Origin of the sequence: Myxococcus llanfairpwllgwyngyllgogerychwyrndrobwllllantysiliogogogochensis (assembly GCF_006636215.1) — a bacterium.
Taxonomy (GTDB): domain Bacteria; phylum Myxococcota; class Myxococcia; order Myxococcales; family Myxococcaceae; genus Myxococcus; species Myxococcus llanfairpwllgwyngyllgogerychwyrndrobwllllantysiliogogogochensis.
This window is the reverse complement of record NZ_VIFM01000105.1, coordinates 16573-35219: the sequence shown is the minus strand read 5'-3', so window position 1 is coordinate 35219 and position 18647 is coordinate 16573. Positions and strand designations below refer to the sequence as shown.

At 66.4% G+C, this 18647-nt stretch carries 10 protein-coding genes; 4 read left to right on the top strand and 6 right to left on the bottom strand.

All coding sequences use genetic code 11. From position 1 onward, the window contains the following. Positions 1-559 precede the first annotated feature (559 nt). Together FJV41_RS24645 and FJV41_RS24640 are read left to right on the top strand one after the other, a co-directional pair. On the top strand, positions 560-2653 hold the full coding sequence (locus FJV41_RS24645) for a methyl-accepting chemotaxis protein (RefSeq protein WP_246137387.1): 2094 nt from the start codon (positions 560-562) through the stop codon (positions 2651-2653). A 129-nt stretch (positions 2654-2782) separates the two neighbouring features. Then, complete coding sequence (locus FJV41_RS24640; protein ID WP_141644994.1) at positions 2783-3664, top strand: NAD(P)-dependent oxidoreductase; 882 nt, start codon at positions 2783-2785, stop codon at positions 3662-3664. 24 nt (positions 3665-3688) lie between these two features. Here FJV41_RS24640 and FJV41_RS24635 read toward each other — a convergent pair whose 3' ends face one another. The 6 genes from FJV41_RS24635 to FJV41_RS24610 form a co-directional block, all read right to left on the bottom strand. Then, the gene (locus FJV41_RS24635) at positions 3689-5227 is read right to left on the bottom strand and encodes a gliding motility protein (RefSeq protein ID WP_141644993.1); all 1539 of its coding nucleotides are present in this window, start codon (positions 5225-5227) and stop codon (positions 3689-3691) included. Between the two features lie 17 nt (positions 5228-5244). Continuing rightward, complete coding sequence (locus FJV41_RS24630) at positions 5245-6249, bottom strand: hypothetical protein (protein ID WP_141644992.1); 1005 nt, start codon at positions 6247-6249, stop codon at positions 5245-5247. A gap of 46 nt (positions 6250-6295) precedes the next feature. After that, the gene (locus tag FJV41_RS24625) at positions 6296-8728 is read right to left on the bottom strand and encodes an aminotransferase class V-fold PLP-dependent enzyme (protein WP_141644991.1); all 2433 of its coding nucleotides are present in this window, start codon (positions 8726-8728) and stop codon (positions 6296-6298) included. 365 nt (positions 8729-9093) lie between these two features. Then, positions 9094-11526 carry an aminotransferase class V-fold PLP-dependent enzyme gene (locus tag FJV41_RS24620; RefSeq protein WP_141644990.1) on the bottom strand — a complete coding sequence of 811 codons (2433 nt, stop codon included), beginning with the start codon at positions 11524-11526 and terminating at the stop codon, positions 9094-9096. A gap of 243 nt (positions 11527-11769) precedes the next feature. Further along, positions 11770-11979 carry a hypothetical protein gene (locus FJV41_RS24615; RefSeq protein ID WP_217445989.1) on the bottom strand — a complete coding sequence of 70 codons (210 nt, stop codon included), beginning with the start codon at positions 11977-11979 and terminating at the stop codon, positions 11770-11772. Between the two features lie 39 nt (positions 11980-12018). Further along, positions 12019-12981 carry a hypothetical protein gene (locus FJV41_RS24610; RefSeq protein WP_141644988.1) on the bottom strand — a complete coding sequence of 321 codons (963 nt, stop codon included), beginning with the start codon at positions 12979-12981 and terminating at the stop codon, positions 12019-12021. Positions 12982-13451: 470 nt separating this feature from the next. Here FJV41_RS24610 and FJV41_RS24605 point away from each other — a divergent pair, with 470 nt between their 5' ends. Together FJV41_RS24605 and FJV41_RS24600 are read left to right on the top strand one after the other, a co-directional pair. Further along, a complete protein-coding gene (locus FJV41_RS24605) occupies positions 13452-16460 on the top strand; it encodes a hypothetical protein (protein WP_141644987.1) in 3009 nt (1002 codons plus the stop codon). 88 nt (positions 16461-16548) lie between these two features. After that, complete coding sequence (locus FJV41_RS24600) at positions 16549-18528, top strand: hypothetical protein (RefSeq protein WP_181790909.1); 1980 nt, start codon at positions 16549-16551, stop codon at positions 18526-18528. The last annotated feature ends 119 nt before the right edge of the window (positions 18529-18647 follow it).

Sequence of the window (18647 nt, the reverse complement as noted above, 5' to 3'; positions counted from 1 at the left end):
GGCGGGGAGGGGCGGCGCGCGAAGGGAGGTCGAATCCGTCAGGAGCGGTGCGGTAGAAACCGAGAATTCGCCGGGTGGCTTGGAATCCCAGCCAGATGTTTCACGCCGGGGAGAAGGCTCGTGGGGGGATGTCGCTCGCTCTGTCACGGCCTCGCGGAAGAGCAACGAGGGTGCCAGTGCGAAACAACGGATTCACCGCGCGGTTGTCTGGAGTTGAAGCCATCTGAAACGGTCCGCTGTCACGGTTGTCCGAGGGCTGGATCCAGTTTCTGGAATCCGGACAGCGGGCGTTGTGAGCCGGTGCGCGGGCTCGGAGAGCGGAAGTCTGGGATTGCTGATTCATGGCGCTGTCGGCACTGCATCGCGTCGTCACGCGGAGTGGATGCGTGCTCGGAGGCAGCGCTGGTGATGCACGCGTGTGGAGCAGGCGGGCGGGGTGAGAGAGACCCGTTTGCGGAGGTGTCGTCGACACATGAGCATCGGTGCCTTCATGGCCCGGTCTCATGTCTCGCAGCGCTCGTCATCGATGTTTCATGTCTCGCCGCGAGGGCTTCCTTTCATGAAGGGGCGTTTTGATGGGAGGTGGCTGTCGCGCCTGGCGCGTGTGCTGCTCGTGTTGGCGGTGTGGGGCTCCGACGTCCAGGCGCAGGTGCGCGAGGGCGGGGTGGACGACCTGCGGGAGGGATGGCTCTACCGCTGGGGAGACTCACCGCTGGGGCCGGAGGGTGTGCCCGTCTGGGCGCGTGAAGCCGATACGAGCGCGTGGCGACCCATGCAGGCGCTGGGGACGCCGCCGGGACGGGGGAGACACACGCTCCTGTGGGTGAGCATTCCCATCCCGGAGGGTGGGTGGGGTGAGCCCGCGCTGCTGCTGGGCTCCGTGTCCAACGCCTTCGAGGTCTACGTCGGGGGCCGGCGCGTCTACTCGAGCGGGACGGTGAACCCGTCGGGCACCGAGGTGAGGCAGGGCATTCTGGGGAAGCTGATTCCCCTGCCGTCCTCGGTCCAGGGCTCGCGGATGCTGCTCCGCATCCAGAGCAGCACTCCGGCCATCGGCGTGACTTTGCGGGCGCAAGTGGGCTCCCACCCGGCGCTGATGGCGCAGGTGCTGCGGCAGGGCCAGGCGTCCCTCTTGACGGGGGTGCTGCTGGTGGTCGTCGCGCTGGTCGCCCTGGGCATGGCGTTGATGGGCGGGCAGCGGCGCGTGCTGCTGTCGCTCGCCGTCTTCGCCGGAAGCTCGGGCGTGTTGCTGGCGGGCATGAGCGGTGTGCTGCCCCTGGCCTGGGACGTGGACCGGGTGATGGGGCAGGTCACCTTCACGGCGGCGTACTGTGTGCTGCCGGGACTGGGCTGGTTCATCCTGGATGGCATCCTGGAGGGCCGGCTGCGCTGGTTCCGGGGGCTGGTGTGGTGCCTGACCGTGCTCGCGGTCCTCAATACCGCGGTGGTGCTGGTGGACCTGGGCGTCGCGAGCTGGCTGTTCCAGGTGGTGATGCTCTACTCCATCCCCTGCCTGCTGGCGTATGTCATTGTCGCGGTCGTCGCCGCGTATCGCGGCAATGTCGATGCACGCATCTTCGGCGTCGGCCTGGGCGTGCTCGCCGCCATTCTCGTGCTCGGCATGCTGCCGCTGCTGGGCTGGGTGAAGCTGGAGGGCTCGTTCGTCCACTGGGGCTTCCTGGCGCTCACCGCGTCGCTGGTGGGAATCGTCGCGCGGCGCTCCCTGCGGGTGGTGCGCTCGCTGGAATCGCATACGCGCCAGTTGGAGGCCCGGCGCCTGGACGTACAGATGCTCGCCAGGGACATGGGGCGCGGCGCCGGAGAGCTGGCGTCGGTGGTGCAGCAGCTCCGCACGTCGAGCGAGGCGCAGACGGTGGGAATCGACCGGCAGGCCACGGCGCTCAAGGAGCTGGACCAGACGGTGCAGGAAATCCGTCAGGGCTCGCTCGTCACGTCGGAGAAGACGCGAGCGCTGACCCACTCCATTGTGGTCGCGGAGGAGGCAGGCCGCGAGGGCGGTGCGGCCATCGAGAAGACGCTGACGAACCTGGAAGCCATTCGTCTGGAGGTGTCGGGGATGGCCGCGCGCATGCTCGCGCTGGATTCGCGGACCCGGGAGATTTCCGGCATCGTCGACACCGTCAAGGGACTGGCGGACCAGTCCAACATGCTGGCGGTCAACGCGGCGATTGAAGCGGCGCGCAGCGGGGAGCATGGCAAGGGGTTCGCCGTGGTGTCGCGGGAGGTGCGCAGCCTGGCGGACCAGTCCGTTGTCGCCACCCAGCGCATTCGCGAGGTGCTCGAGGGCGTGAGCACCAGCATGCGCGAGGCCGCGAAGCTCAGCGAGCAGGGCGAGCAGCGGGTGAGGGTGGGCCTGGATGCGGTGCGCGTGTCGGGCACGCAGCTTCAGAAGCTCGCGGGCATCATCGGCGACACCAGCGGCAGCGTGCGGCAGATCTCCGCGGCGGTGTCGCAGCAGGAGGCGGGCACGTCCCAGATAGCCGTGGCCATCCAGGACCTCTCCCAGGAGATGCAGCAGACGCTTCGCGTCGTGGAGGAGACGCGCAACGTGGCGCGCTCGGTGCAAACGCTGGCGGAGCGGATGACGAACTCGGCGGCGAGCACCCTCCAGTCAGGCTCGCTGGCGGACTGAGGCCCGCACGGACGACGTTCCCCGGAGGCGGACAAAAACATCCAGGGTCGATTCCTCCCGAAGCTGTGGTCTCATCTTCAGGCCCCGATTCCGGGCGCGGCATTCGAGCGCAGCATCAGGAGACTGAAGATGACATCCGGCCGTTCGTCGAAGATCGCGGTGATTGGCAGCGGGCTCATGGGAAGTGCACTCGCGCGGGCCTTCGCGGCGGTGGGGCACGAGGTCGCGGTCTGGAACAGGACGCCGAGCAAGGCCCAGGCCGTGGGCGGTGGCACCCTCGCGTTCGAGGAGCTGCGCGAGGCCATCACGGGGCGCGACCTCGTGGTCGTCTCGCTGTCGAACTACGCCGCCTTCTCGGAGGTGTTCTCCTCGAAGGACGTGGTGGCGGCGCTCGCCGGGACGACGCTCGTCCAGCTCACCAGTGGCTCGCCCGCGGACGCAAGGAACGCGCTGGAGTGGGCGACGGCCCACGGCGTGGACTACCTGGATGCGGCCATCCTCGCCTATCCCGCCTTCGTGGCCACCGACTACGCCACGGTCTTCTACGCCGGGTCGCGCGCGGTCTTCGACCGGCACCTCGGGACGCTCCAGGCGGTGGCGAAGAACTCCGTCTACGTCGACGAGAAGATTGGCTCCGCGGCGACGCTCGACTGCGCGATTCTCGAGGCCTACTACGGAGGCTCCCTGGCGGTCCTCCACGCGGCGGCGATGTGCAAGGCCGAGGGACTCGACCCGAAGGCATTCTTCGCCCAGAAGAACTCCTTCCTGGGGTTGATCTCCGTCACCGCCGATGCCGCGCAGGACATGGTCGCGCGCGACGACTTCACGGGTGAGCAGTGCAGCCTCAACACCCATGTCGCGGCCATCGAGCACATCGTCCGGCTGAGCCAGGACGCACGCATCAGCACGCGCTTCCCCAGGGAGTTGCTCGAGAACTACCGGCGGGCCGTCGACGCGGGGCTGGGCGCCCAGGAGCTGCCCGCCGTGTTCCGTACCCTGGGAAAGGACTGAACGCGGCTTGAGCGCGGCGACACGCTAGAAGTCGCGAATCGAATCCAGCACCGAGACCAGCGCCTCTCGATTCAGGGGCTCGGCGGATGCCCCGCCCTGGGACCGGAGCTTCTCGTCCACCGCGTCGAAGATGCCCATCAGCGCGACGTAGATGTGCTCACGCTCCTCGGTGTAGATGAAGGTCTTGCGAGCATCCATCTTGTTGAAGCCCTCGGTATAGGTCGTGACGATGGGCGTGAGCGCGGAGACCAGGGCGGCGGCGCTGGGCTCCTCGGACGCGGCCTTGAGCGCGGCCGACCGGGCCTGTCGATACAGCGTCGCGGCCTTCTTGGCCTGGGTCGGGCTGATGGTGTCGGCCCCGTCCCAGATGCGGAACGGGTTGTCCAGGTTCTCCGCCAGCCATTCGGCCTTGCGCGGCTGACGCACGGACAGGTCCAGGCCCTCGCGAGCCGCGGTCTTGTATGTCTTCTTCACCTCGGCGGCGAGTTCGGCGGGAATGCTCGTCAGCCAGAGCATCCCCAGATGCGCGAATCGCTCCGGACCGGGGAACTCGTCGGGCGTGATTCCAAACATGTCGCACAACGTCAGCATGCGCAGTTCGGGGAGCGCCGCCAGCGCGGAGGTGTTCCTCAAGTAGCCAGGAGCCCCCCAGATGCGCAGCTCCGTCAGTTTCGGAAAGCGCCTCACGATGCCGGCGACATCTACCTCCTGTGCGGCATGCACATGCAGTCCGTCCAGTGCGTCAAGTCCGGACCAGGCCATGGCCGGGTTGTTCACGGACAGCGTCAGCCATCGGCCATCGGCTTCCGCGTGAATCTTCAACTCCGGGCTGGCCTGTCCCATCAGGGACAGGTGCTCCAGTCCTTCGTTGAGGTGGAGCTCGTGGACGCCCGTCACCTCCAGGGTGAGTCGCGTCAGATTGGCGCCACGCAGGTCGACGACGCGCTCCCCGTGGGCCCGCACGTCCGACTCATAGACGAACGGGCGGCGGCGGATGAAGTCGAACAGCCCGGGGATGGGGGCGTCGGCGTTGACGGACGTCAGGATGGGCAGCACCTCGAACACCGCGAGATTGGGGGCGGCGGCGAGCCTGTCCGTGTCGAGCCGCTGCGTCGAGCGGAGCACCTCGCGGTCGCCCAGCTTGAGCACCACGCTCTTGTCGCGGTTGGCGTCCATCTGCTTGAAGAGGTCGCGCTCGGCCTGGGGGATGGCTTCCCAGCGCCGCTGACTGTAGGTGGCGCTGCCGGAGGGCCAGCCGCTGTAGCTTTTGACGTCCTCGACGACGAGGGGCGGCCGGTGACCCACGAGCGTGTAGCCACGAGGAACCTCGGCGGACACCCAGACGTGGACGCGGTGGTCCTTCCAGAAGAAGAAGTTGAAGTTGGCGGGCGCCATGGTCGCCACGGCCGCGGCGTCGGGGAGGGCGGGGCCCACCCAGTCCAAGGCCAGCACGGCGGCCACCTCGCTCTTCCCCTCCGCCTTCAGGGCGGTCACCTGGACGGCGGTGTAGGCGTCCAGCCGAGGGTTGTAGACGGCGAGAATGTCTCCGGGCGTGGGCTTCATGTTCGGGCGAAGGTGCTCTACGCCCACTCGATGCGCAAGCGCTTGCTGCCCGCCGAGTCCAGAAGCGCGAGCGCCCCGCCTTCGGTCAGGGCCCGCTTCACGGCCTTCCAGGAGGCCTCGGTGAGCAGCCAGGCAAAGCCGTCCTCCACCAGCTGGCTCGCGTCCTTTTCCTGCTCCGGGACGACCACGAGGAAGTTTCCGCAGAGCCGCTCGGCGTTGTTCTGCCCGGGGGGAGTGATGGCTTGAGGTTCGCGCTGGCCCGGCGCCCAGACGAAGTACGCATCCGCGGTCGGGTCGAGTCCCGTGAGCAGCGCGAAGGGCATGTTCGCCGGAAGCTCCGCGAACAACTGCTGGAGGAGCGCCTCGGCGCCCGGAACGAGGCGCAGGACGATGTCGCTCCCCATCTGGAGGACCCGTGCTTCCCTGAGGCGGGCACTCGCGATGTTCGACAACATGCTCGCCTGGAGCATCTCCGCATGCGGCAGCTCGGGCCGCTCGGGGTCGAACCAGGTGGGGCAGGGGAAGTGTGAGCACATCCGGCCCAGCGAGGACATCACCCGCGTCGCCCCGAAGCGCTCGACCAGCGCCAGTTCCCCCTCCGTCACGGGAACGGCGGCGAGTGCGTTTGGCGGAACGGACACCTCCGGCAGGGGCTCCGCCGGGACGTAGAGCAGATGCCGGCCAGGGAACAGACTCCTCTGTCCGAACTGGGTGTGACCGCCCGTGTCCACGGTGCGCCCCTGCTCGGCGAACTGGTTGATCGTGGCGAAGAACGAGAACAGCTTGGATGAAAAGGCCTCATCCGCCATCCCCGCAGGCAGCGTGAACACCAGCTCCTTCTGCCCCTTGGCGGCGAGTCCGTCCGACACGTACGACACGCAGTCCACGGGCCCCTTCGACGTCGGGCGGGCGTGCCGGGTGACAGACACCGTGAGCCCGGGTGCCACCTCGACCCGCTGTGCCAGGGCCGGCGAACGACCGGCTCCCGACACGCGCCCCATCAACTCATTCCACCAAGCCATGCCCTGCCTCGTCGAACCCTCGTGACAGGCCGGAGCGTACACCTGGTCACGAAGCGGCGGCCAGGTAGTCCTGCAGCCTCGAGGTCTCGGTGTTCATCAAGGACTTCGCGAACAGATAGAAGCGATAGGCGTCGCGGAAGTTCGAGCCGAGGCCGAACGAGACGCGAACCGCTCCGCAGAGCCCCTTGTTGAGAATCTCATCGTCGAAGGTCCTGCAATCGAAGATCTTCTTCGTCTTGTCGAGCTCGCAGTGCTCCGCGCCAGCGGTGGTGTAGGTGGCATGCTGTACCGCGCCCAGATTGCAGAAACAGCCATTGCGAAGCGTGATGCCGAAGGACTCGGCGGCTCTCTTGACCTGCGAATGAGGGAAGACCGAGTTGTAGCAGTCGAACAGGTTCAACATGACCGTCGCGCCCTTGTCTTCCGACGCGGGGCCATAGACCCGGCAGAGCGGGCCCTTGGCTTTGATCTCGTGCTGTAACGGCTGTAGCTGCGTTTCGAGCCATCGAGCCAGCGCCTTCGCGCGACCGCCGATGTTGTGGACTCCGAGCCTGGAGATGAACTCGAAGCCATAGGCGATGGCGTGGAAGGATGCATAGTTGGGCGTGCCGATTTCGAACTGCCTCCCCTGGTCGTGGTGCAACAGCCGGTCCGTGGGAGACCACGGCCCGGAGTAGTAACACACCGCGCCCCCGGCGAAGGATGGCGGGGTCAGCTTGCGCAGGGAATCTCTCTTCGCGATGAGACAGCCGGACCCGGTTGGATAGCCAAATATCTTGTAGAGGGATACGGGGACGAAGTCCGGTTGATAGGTCTCGAAATCGAACGCCGACAGGGGGACGAACGCCGCCGCGTCGCACAGGACCATCGCTCCGCGCTCTTGCGCGAACTTGATCCATTTCAGGTCATGCTTCACACCTGTCGCGTTGGACTGCGCGGGGAACGCGAAAAGGTGGGCGTGGTTCCTGTCGAGCTTCTCGAGCGAGCGCCGCAGTGAGCTCTCGACGAGCAGCAGCTCCTTGTCCAGAGGGATGTACCTGACAGCGGCGCCCCGGGCCTTGGCGAACTCCCGGATGCCGTGGATGGAGGTGTGGTTGTCCTTGGCGAGCAGGAACTCCGAGCCGCTCTCGAAGGGGAACGACTCCGCGACCAGCCTGATGGCCCCGCTGGCGTTCGGGGTGAAGATGATCTCGTACTCTTCCGGTGAGCAGCGGAAGAATCGGTAGATCTCCGAGCGGGCCTTCTCGTACGCCGCTTCGGTGGCCTTCGAGCCGGTGTGCGGATTGCCGAGAATCGTATTCCTCAGGACCTGATGGTCACGATCAATGAGGCTCTCTGGGGCGATGGCACCGCCCACGTGATCCAGATAGGTCTCTGATTGTGCATCCAGGCGTGAGAACTCCTCGCGCCTCAGGGCCTCCACCTCGTCGTCGGGATACTCCGGATGCTCGGCCAGGAAGGCCGACTTCATGGTCTGGTATTCCCGCAGGGCGTGCGCGTCGGAGCGGGAGAGCAGCCGTTTCTCTCGACTCTCGACGAGCTCCGGCGCCATCGCACGAAACGAGTTCAGTCCATTGAAGTCAGGCAGGGCGCTGACGGCAACGGTCTGCTTGCTGGCCTCGTCGACCGCTCCGCGCAGGAGCCAGGCCTTGACCTCGTAGTTCTGGGTCGGGACACGCGTGCGAAGCTCCCTGAGAATCGTATCGAGATACGCCTCCCGGGTAGGGGTGTCGCACTGGTTGAACTCCTCCAGCAAGATGCAGGTGTTGAAGATGAACTCTCTTGTGTCCTCCTCGCCCAGGAAGAACGACAAGGGACATGACGTCGCGACCTCGGCGACGCCTCTGGCGAGCCCCTCCAGGGAGAACGCGCTCGTGATCGCTGTATGGTCGGTCAGGCTGAGCGCCCTGTCCAGGACGGCCGACGGAGTTCCAAAGAGCTTCTGCGACTGTTCCCGGGTCAGTCCAAACAGCTCATTGTAGTGGAAGACCGTGCCGTAGATCTTCCCTCCCGGACGAAGGACTCGCTTGAACTCTCGCGCGACCTTGGTCTTGTCGGGTGGGAACATCAGGCCAAAACCACAGACGATGATGTCGAAGCTGTCGTTGCTGAAGGGCAGGTCCGCCATGTCGACATCGGCATGGAAATCGACGTCCCGCTTGAGCTCGTCGCCCACCACCGTCTTGCACACGTCGATGGCAATCTTGGAGAGGTCCGTTGCAACCAGTTTCAGATTGAGCGGCCTGGCCAGATCTTCGTAGAGATGCGTGGTGATTCGGCCCGTCCCACAGGCGACCTCGAGGATGTTCGTGATGGGTGCTTCCGGTCGGATGTCCTTGCGGATTTCCCGTACGAGGAGTTCGCCATAGGGTTTGAAGAGCTTGGGCCCCAACACGCGCTCATAGAACTCCATGAACGTGCTCAGGGTCCACTTGCGCTCAGACACCGTCTTGCAAGACTGCTTCGCAGTGCTGTTCATGTGCGGGCTTTCTGTGAGCGGGGGGTCTGTGTCGGGGCCGTTTGTGACTCTTTGTGATGAATGCCTGGGCCGATGCGCGCCCCGATGCCAGGGTGACTCGTGCGCTTGCCTGGGATGGTTACACGCCAGGGTTGTTGATCATTTCAGAAATGGCAAGCGAATCCGCGAATGTCAGGCGGTGCGGGCCGGGTGCGGGCTGTTTGTGATGCCATTGCGGGCTGATTGCCTTTGCGCTGCGGGCTCGACGCCCATGAGGCGCGCTGACAGGCCGGTTGCTGCTCGAGGTCGGCCGCTCCCAGGGCGTGGCGGCGTATGGCCACCCCTGGCGGGCCCGTTCGACGGTTGCTATGGGGATGCTCTTCTGCTCACGAAGCGGCGGCCAGATGGTCTTCCAGCCGCGAGGTCTCGGTGTTCATCAAGGACTTCGCGAACAGATAGAAACGATAGGCGTCGCGGAAGTTCGAGCCGAGGCCGAACGAAACGCGAACGGCTCCGCAGAGCCCCTTGGTGAGGACCTCCTCATCAAAGGTCTTGCAGTCGAGGATCTTCCGCTTCTTGTCGAGTTCGCAGTGTTCCGAGCCCGCGGTCGAGTAGGTGGCGTGCTGTACCGCGCCCAGGTTGCAGAAGCAGCCATTGCGCAGGGTGATGCCAAAGGACTCGGCGGCTCTCTTGACCTGGGCGTGCGGGAAGACCGCGTTGTAGCAGTCGAACACGTTCATCATGACCGTCGCGCCCTTGTCTTCCGGCGCGGGGCCATAGACTCGACAGAGGGGGCCCTTGGCCTTGATTTCATGCCGCAGTGACTGCAACTGCGTTTCGAGCCATCGAGCCAGCGCGTTCGCTCGACCGCCGATGTGGCCGACTCCGAGTCTGGAGATGAATTCGAAGCCATAGGCGATGGCATGGAAGGATGCGTAGTTGGGCGTACCGATTTCGAACTGGCGCCCCTGGTCATGGTGCAACATCCTGTCCGTGGTAGACCACGGCCCGGAGTAGTAACACACCGCTCCACCGGCGAAGGACGGCGGGGTCAGCTTGCGCAGGGATGCTCTCTTCGCGATGAGACAGCCGGCCCCGGTCGGATAGCCAAATATCTTGTAGAGGGAGACCGGGACGAAGTCCGGTTGATAGGTCTCGAAATCGAACGCCGACAGGGGGACGAACGCCGCCGCGTCACACAGGACCATCGCTCCGCGCTCTTGAGCGCGCTTGATCCATTTCAGGTCATGCTTCGCGCCCGTGGCGTTGGACTGCGCGGGGAACGCGAAAAGGTGGGCGTGGTTCCTGTCGAGCTTCTCGAGCATGCGCTCCAGCGAACTCTCGAGGAGCAGCAGTTCCTTGTTCAGGGGGACGTACTTGACAGACGCGCCCTTGGACCTGGCGAATTCCCGGATGCCGTGGATGGAGGTGTGGTTGTCCTTGGCGAGCAGGAGCTCCGAGCCGCTCTCGAAGGGGAACGACTCCGCGACCAGCCTGATGGCGCCGCTGGCGTTCGGGGTGAAGATGATCTCGTACTCCTCCGGCGAGCAGCGGAAGAACCGGTAGATCTCCGAACGGGCCTTCTCGTGCGCCTCCTCGGTGGCCTTCGAGCCGGTGTGGGGATTGCCGAGGATCGTATTCTTCAGGACCTGGTAGTCATGCTCGATGAGGCTCTCTGGAGCGATGCCACCGCCCACATGATCCAGATAGGTCACCCGTTGTGCATCCAGGCGTGAGAACTCCTCGCGTCTCAGGGCTTCCACTTCGTCGTCGGGATACTCCGGATGCTCGGCCAGGAAGGCTGACTTCATTGCCTGGTATCGGCGCAGGGCAGGTGCATCGGAAAGCGGGAGCAACCGATCATCTCGACTCTCGACGAGTTCCGGCGCCATCGCACGGAACGCGCTGAGTTCACCGAAGTCGGGCAGGGCGCTGACAGCAACGGTCTGCTTGCTGGCCTCGTCAACCGCACCGCGCAGGAGCCAGGCATTGACCGCATAGTTCTGGCTGGGAACATGCGCACGAAGCTCTCCGAGAATCGTATCGAGATACGCCTCCCGGGTGAGGGTGTCGCACTGGTTGAACTCCTCCAGCAAGACGCAGGTATTGAAGAGGAATTCTCTCGTGTCCTGCTCGTCCAGATGGAAGGTCAGGGGACACGACGTCACGACCTCCGCGACGCCCCTGGCGAGCCCCTCCATGGAGAACGCGCTCGTGATAGCTGAATGATCGCTCAGGCTGAGCGCTCCATCCAGGATGGCCGAGGGAGCGCCGAAGAGCTTCTGCGTCTGCTCCAGCGTCAGGCCAAACAGCTCATTGTAATGGAAGACCGTGCCGTAGATCTTCCCTCCCGGACGAAGGACTCGCTTGAACTCCCGCGCGACCTTGCTCTTGTCGGGTGGAAACATCAGGCCAAAGCCACAGACGATGATGTCGAAGCTGTCGTTGCTGAAAGGCAGGTCCGCCATGTCGACGTCGGCATGGAACTCGACGTCCCGATTGAGGTCGTCGCCCACCACCGTCTTGCACACCTCGATGGCAATCTTGGAGAGGTCCGTTGCAACCAGTTTCAGGTTCAGCGGCCTGGCCAGCTCCTCGTAGAGATGCGTGGTGATTCGGCCCGTCCCACAGGCGACCTCGAGGATGCTCGTGACGGGAGCTTCCGGCCGGATGTCCTTGCGGATCTCACGGACGAGGAGCTCGCCGTAGGGCTTGAAGAGCTTGGGCCCCAAGACGCGTTCATAGAACTCCATGAACGTGCTCAGGGTCCATTTGCGGTCCGACACCGTCTTGCAGGACTGCTTCGCCGTGCTGTTCATTCGAGAGCCTTCAGTGGGCAGGGGTGTGCGCGCTGAGACTCTATCTCATGACTTTTTCGCGGTAACCGGCAGTCTCTCGGAGCCAGTATCCGGTCTGTGTCGGCCGTGGAGGAGTGAGGGTGATAACGGGGACTTGGAGACCGTCAGGGCAGAGGTGACGCAGCAAGACCAGTCAGATTGGCAGACTGCGTCAGCGGACTGCGTCAGCGGACCGGGCGCAAGACGCCGTGGCGACGATGCGCCTTACTCCGCTTCCATGAACACGTACTCATGCTGCGCATCGCGGAGCACCAGCGACTTCTTGCTGTCCTTGTTCGCGACGACGAACTCATAGCCGTCCTCACCCGGCGAGCTGCCTACGAGCGTGAGCGTGCCGTCATCACCGCGCCGCGAAGCGACCTCGCTCTTCCAGTCGCCAAAGTCGAACCAGGTGGCCGCGCCCCTGCGTACCACCTGGATGTCGCCCACCTCCACGCTGCGATAGCGCGCGGGTCAGGGGGCCTGGATGAAGCCGGCCGGTGGCCCCATGAACGCGTTGCCAACACGGATGTTGTCAATCAAGACGTAGCTGTTCGCGGTGATGGCATTGTTGGGGCGGTCACCGAAATAGGCCAGGATGCGGCTGTAGTCGAGTGGCTGCGCAACGACATTCAGGTTGCCGCAGTTCCAGCCCTCGGTGGTGACCCCACCATTGCAGAAGCCGATGCGGTGTTGGAGGCGCCCGTCCCGAGACCAGATGTAGAGCGTGTTGAGCCCTCCAATGACGACCTCGAACTCCACATAGAGCCATTGCTCCAGGAACTGCTCCATCTGGAAGGAGTGCCTGGTCGTCGGAGTGGAGGGGGCCCAATGTGAACTGAATTCGTCGGCGCAGATTCCGGCGGCGTTGTTGCACGCGCGAAAGCCGCGGTAGGCGTACTGGCCGGACGCCGTTTCGAGGGCCCCCTCGGTCACCATCGGGCGGATGTTCCTGCCGCCGTTGGAGACGTCGTCGTAGACCAGAACGTGCTTGTGGCCCGCGCCGCGCATCGTCGCCGGCCAATCGAGACCGTAATAAACCATGTAGCCGACGTTCGCGCGCAGGCCGTTCTGGTGGTTGAGCAGGATTCCGGTATCACCTTGGGCCACATAGCCTGGCCGCACGTCGAAGCGGGCACAGCCCCCGCTGTAGCAGTTCACGGTCGTGTGGGTGCGCCTGAGAATCTGCGCGCGGGGATTGAGACTCTCCTCGAAGATGAGGTCCGTGTAGTTGTCGACGTCGAACTTCTCGACGAAGCCAAACGGCATCTCGGTGTTCGGTGTGCGCTGGGGCGCCGCGGCCAGGTCCCAGTTCGTCAGGGGAGGCACCACGCCTTGCCTGGGCATGGCCGGTGTCAGCGAAGCCGCCATGACCACAGACAGGGCGGTCATCGCGAGGGCGGGCTTGATGACGAGTCGATGGAAAGGAGAGTCCATGGGTTGCTCCTGGTCCAACGGAGGTTCCCGGCCCTGTCTTAGGGTCGGGCTTATTCGTGCAAATCAAGATTAAGCTGCCTTGTCGCGAGGTGTCAAAGACGGGGCGCAGGCGTGGAAGGGGGACCTTGTGGGTCCATCGAACCGCTGTGTCAGGCCTGACGTCTGCCTGGACGCGCTCGTGGGGGACTGTAGGCGCCGGGTCGTGGATGACAGTGCGTCCCGGGTGCGGCCCCACCGAGGGTGGGAATTGACATCCATGTCTTGAGTCGAGAGCTTGTCTGGTTGAAAAATTGAAAGACTTTTATTGAGTGATAAGAGCATCGCCGCTGGAACTCGCGTCGCGAGCCTCCCGGTGAAGTGTCTGCCTGTCCGTCGCGGGCAGGGTCCCCTCTCTTCACATCTCCCTCTCTATGCACACTCAAGCATCCTTCCGGGTGCTGTCTCCACTCTGGAGACAGACCCTGGTCGTCGTGTCTGTCGTTCTCTCCCTGGTGGGCTGCCAGCGTGAAGACAGCCTTCCAGCTCCCTCCGCCGAGGATGGCTCGGCGCGCTTCGCCATCTCGGTGCAACAAGCCGTGACAGCGGATGACGTCCAGCGTGTCGAGGTCATCCTGGATGCCGCCGACATCCCCGCGACGACCGTCCAGTTGGTGGAGGACACCACGGTGTGGACGGGGCTGATGAGCGTCATTCGCGCCGGCTCCGAGCGGCGCTTCCGGGCCTCCGCCTATGACGCCCAGGACAAGCTCATCTTCCGGGGCGAGGCCACGGGGGTCACCATCACCGCCAACCAGACGGTGCAGGTGAACATCCTGCTCCAGCAGGTGGACCCGTCGCCCGAGTTCTCCAACGCGGGCCCCATCATCACCTCACTCGTCGTGTCGCGCTCCTCGGTGGAGGTGGGCGGCTTCGTCGACCTCCTGGCGACGGCGCGGGATCCCAACCCTGGTGACGTCCTCTCGTACGCGTGGACCGCCACTGCGGGCACCTTCGACAACGCGGCCAGCCGGCGGGCCCGGTGGACGGCGCCCGCGACGGAAGGGATTGTCACGCTGACGCTCACCGTCTCCGACCAGTTGGGTGCGTCCACCTCTGTCAGCTTCGTCATCCAGGTGGATGGGACGGGCGTGGGCACCGCGGAGGTCATCGTCCGATTCAACGCCTGGCCAGAGGTGGTCTCACTGACGGGCGCCCCCACGCAGGTCGTCCCCGGGCAGGCCATCGTCGTCAGCGCCCAGGGAACGGACAATGACGATTCCGCCACGTCGCTGGCGTATTCGTGGAGCGCGTCGTGCGAGGGCACCTGGACCGATGCCGGCTCACGCAATGCTCGCTTCACGCCCACGTCGGTGCCGGCGAATGCCACGTGCGACAACTGCCAATTGACGGTGCGGGTGGCGGATGGCAGGGGCGGCGAGGGCTTCGGTCGGCTCGGAGTCTGCGTCGGCCCGCCGGTGGCCCCCAATGTCGCGCCCCGGATTACCAGCGCCTTCCAGACCTCGCGCAACGCGTCGGCCGGCAGCGTGCTTCGCTTCAGCGTTCGTGCCGTGGACCCCGAGGGCTCCGCGCTGACCTTCGCCTGGGAGACGAACACGGGCGCGCTCGGTGCTCCGACCAGCGGCGGTGACGCCAGTGAGGTCCTCTGGACGGCGCCCGCCTGCGTGGACGCGCAGGTGGCGCCGGTGGTGACGGTGCGCGTCGCCGACGCGGAGGGGTTGGAGACGCTCCAGTCCTTCCCGCTGACGTGGCGCGGGCTCTCGTGCCCCACGGCCATGGTGTTCCGCACCCAGCCCACCGACGTCCTGGCGACCGCGCCCATCTCCCCCGACATCCAGGTCGAGCTGCTCGACAGCCTGGGGCGCAACGTGCCGGTGTCGTCCGGTGTGGTGACGCTGTCCATCGGTGACAACCCGGGCGGAGGCGTCCTTTCGGGCACCGCGTCGGCCACGCTGGTGGCGGGCGTCGCGACCTTCACGGGGCTCTCCATCGACGCGTCGGACGTGGGCTACACGCTGGTGGCCTCCTCGGCGGGACTTCCGTCGGTGAGCAGCGCGGCCTTCACGGTGCATCCCCTCGTCATCCAGGGCAGCCGGCTGGATGACCACCTCACCACGGGCAATGTCCTGGTGCAGCGGAGCCTCGACCTGAGCGCGACGACCATCTCCGCCCTCGTGGAACGGCAGGATGGTGGCTTCGCCACGTACCCGGGGACGGGCACGGCGGCGGGGACGTTCTCCATCTCCAGCGTGCCGCGCGGCGCGTACTACCTGCGCATCGGCTCGGACTACATCGTGACGTCGTCGCGCTCAGTGGACCTGGGCACGTCCGTCCAGGGGCGCCCGGACGCGGTGGTGCCAGCCAACACGACGTACCTCGCCGTCGACCTCCAGGGGCTCGCGACCTGGCAGGCCGAGGACTACCTGGAGGTCTTCTCCGCGAGCGTGGGGCTGTGGGGGCAGGGCGTGCAGTTGCTCCACCAGGCCGGCACCGCGCCCACCGCTGGTGCCGTCCGCTGGACGCAGACGCTGCGCTACCGAGGCATCCCGGGCTCGCGGCTGCTGGAGTCGGCGCGGGGTGACAGCCTGACGTTCCACCAGCTCTCCACCAAGACTCCGGGCGGCACCGAGGCGGGCGAGACGCTCACCTACAGCGCGGCCACCCGGGCCTTCACCACCACGGCCACCGTCGCGAACGCCACCACCACCTCCGTGGCGGGGACGATGGCGGCGCTGCCCCAGGACCAGGGCCTCCTCGTCGACTGGCGTGCCACCACCTTCGAGGGCTTGCGGACGGCGGTCCATCCCGCGGCCCAGGTGGACTCGCACGCGCTCTACGTGTCGGCCTTCCCGGATGGGACGCGTGGCACCTACGCGGCCGCGCCGGACCTGATGACGTTCTACCCGCCGGTGGGGGGAGGGGACCGGGCGCTGTCCTTCTCCTACGGCAATCCCTTCCCGGGCTTCGCGCAGGCGGGGCAGGTGAGCACGGAGTTCACCGTGGCCTTCGCACTGCCGCTGCCGGGCGGAGGCACGGCGGAGCCGATGTACTTCCGTCCCTCGGTGACGTACGCGGACGCGCTGCCGGCCTTCGGCGCCGCGCCGCTGACTCCGCGCCTGAGTCCCGTGCGGATGCCGACCCTCAACGGGCAGGATGCGTTCGGCACCCTGTCCGGCGTGGGGCTCACGCCCCGGCTCGCGTGGAGCGCGCCCTCGGTGGGCGACGCCACGCACTACCGGGTCCGCATCTTCGAAATCTACGTGGACAGCGAGGGCAGCACCGTCCAGGGCCCCCAGGCAGGCCGGCTCTACACGAGCGCGACGCAGCTCATGGTGCCACCGGGCGTCCTGGAGGCAGGGAAGCGGTACTTCGCCCTCGTCGAGGCGCGCTCGAGCGGCAACCTGGACTTCCAGAACCGTCCCTTCCGCTCCGCGTGGCCCGAGGCCAGCGCGATGCTCGTGACGGGTGTCTTCGCGCCCTGAGCCTGTCCCGCGTTCCCCCGCGAGGCCGGGTGTCGGCGCCTCGCGGGTGGACCGCATCCTCTCTTCCTCCTTTCTCTTGCGAGCCCCCATGCGTCCTCAGTCCTCAGGCAGCGTGTTGCTCAGAACCGCCGTGGTGTGTGTGTTCTCCTTCTTCCTGGCGCGGTGCGCCTCCGACCCGCCGGACGAGGCCTGCGATGCGGGCTGTCAGGCGGGCGAGGTCTGCCAGGATGGCAGTTGCATCGACGAAGCCTGTCAGGGCGTCTCCTGTCCCGAGGGCCAGGCCTGCGCGGATGGCGCGTGTGTCGACGTCGTGCCGACCGGAACGGTGGAGGCCCTCGCGGGGCCGAAGCGTGACAACGGCGAGATGTGCATCTCCGGCATGGATTGCCTCAGTGGCCTGTGTGCCGACGGCGTCTGCTGCAACAAGGCCTGTGGTGGCGCGTGTGATGCCTGCGACCTGCCGGGGTTGGAGGGTGTGTGCACCGTGCGCTCCGCTGGTGCGGCGTGTGATGACGGCAATGCCTGCACCCTCGCGGAGACGTGCAACGGACAGAGCGCCAGTGGCTGCGTGGGAACCGCGCTGACCTGCAACAGCCCGCCGAGCCCGTGCCATGTGTCCGCGGGCACCTGCTCGGGGGGAACGTGCTCCTACTCGCTCCGGCCGGTGGGCGCGGCGTGTCCGGAGGATGGCAACCCGTGTACGGCGGACGCGTGTGATGCCGTCGGCGCGTGTCTGCACCCTCCTGTGGCGGCGGGCACGTCCTGCGGCGCGGGGAGCGTGTGCGGCGGAGCGGCGCAGTGTGTGGCCGGCTGCTGGATTGATGGCGCGCTCCATGCGCCCGGTGCCACGAACCCCTCGGGAGCCTGCCAGGTGTGCGAGCCGGGCCTGTCCTCGACGGAGTGGAGCTTCAAGTCGGCGGGGACGCTGTGCCGGGGCGCGGCGGACGTCTGCGACGCGGCGGAGACCTGCACGGGCAGCAGCGCGCAGTGCCCGGGCGACGACGCGGTGGCCAACGGCACCACCTGTGGCACCGCGCAGAGCGGTGGCTGGAGCGCGTGCGGCGGCTTCTCCGGGGAGTGTGGCGAGTCCGGCTCGCGCTCGCGCGACGTGACGACCTACGCCTGCTCCAGCGGGCAGTGCCAGGCATCGACGGCGACCCAGAGCGAGGGCTGTGCACGGACCACGAGCGGGAACTCCTGTGGCCCTGGCAGCGGCACCGGGAGCTGGGGCGCTTGTGGGGGCTTCTCCGGTACCTGCGGGGAGAGTGGGAGCCAGTCCCGGAGCGTGACGAACTACGCGTGCTCGAGCGGGAGCTGCCAGGGCTCCTCGTCCACCGAGTCCCGGGGCTGCTCCCGTGACACGGATGGCCTCTCGTGCGGTTCGGGAGGCGCGGGCGGCTGGAGCAGTTGCTCCTTCAGCAGCACCTGCGCCCAATCAGGGACACAGCAGCGCACCGTCTCCAGCCAGGTCTGCTCGGGCGGGGCATGCGGCAGTGACTCCTACGTGGAGTCGCGGTCCTGCGGCCGTGTCACCGAGGGGAGCTGGTGTGGCCCCGAGTACAGCAGCTACGTCTGGAGCGACTGCGCGGGCTTCAGCGACGTGTGTGACAGCGGAGGGACGCAGTCGATGCAGTTCATGCGTGAGAAGTGCCAGTCCGAGCAGTGCTCGCCCACGTACTACTCCAACAGCCGGACCTGCAGCCGGAGCACCAATGGCACGTCCTGCGGAGGCTCGAGTGTCGGCGGTTGGAGCGAGTGCGCGGGGTTCGACAACGACTGCGATCCGACTGGCACGCAGTCGCGCTCCGTCGCGAGCGCCGTCTGCTCCAATGACTCCTGCCAGTCGGCGAACACCACCGAGACGCAGTCCTGCTGGCGGAACACTCCGGCGTTCCATCACCTCTGCAATGGGGTGTGCATCAACATCTACAACGACAACATGAACTGCGGTGGTTGTGGCGTGCAGTGCGACGTGCCCACCTACCAGTGCGCGGGGCTCTCCTGCGAGCGGGTGTGCGGCGACGTGTGGTGCCTCAGCTCCCAGCCGCTCCCCCCGAAGCCGATGTGAACGATGGGCGTGGGCACCCTTCGCATGGAGGGAGGGGTGCCCCGTTCCAAGGGCAGGTGGGGTGCGTTCACCATTGCCCTCCGCGCCGCGCTCTACGACGCTGGCCACCGAGCGGCCCG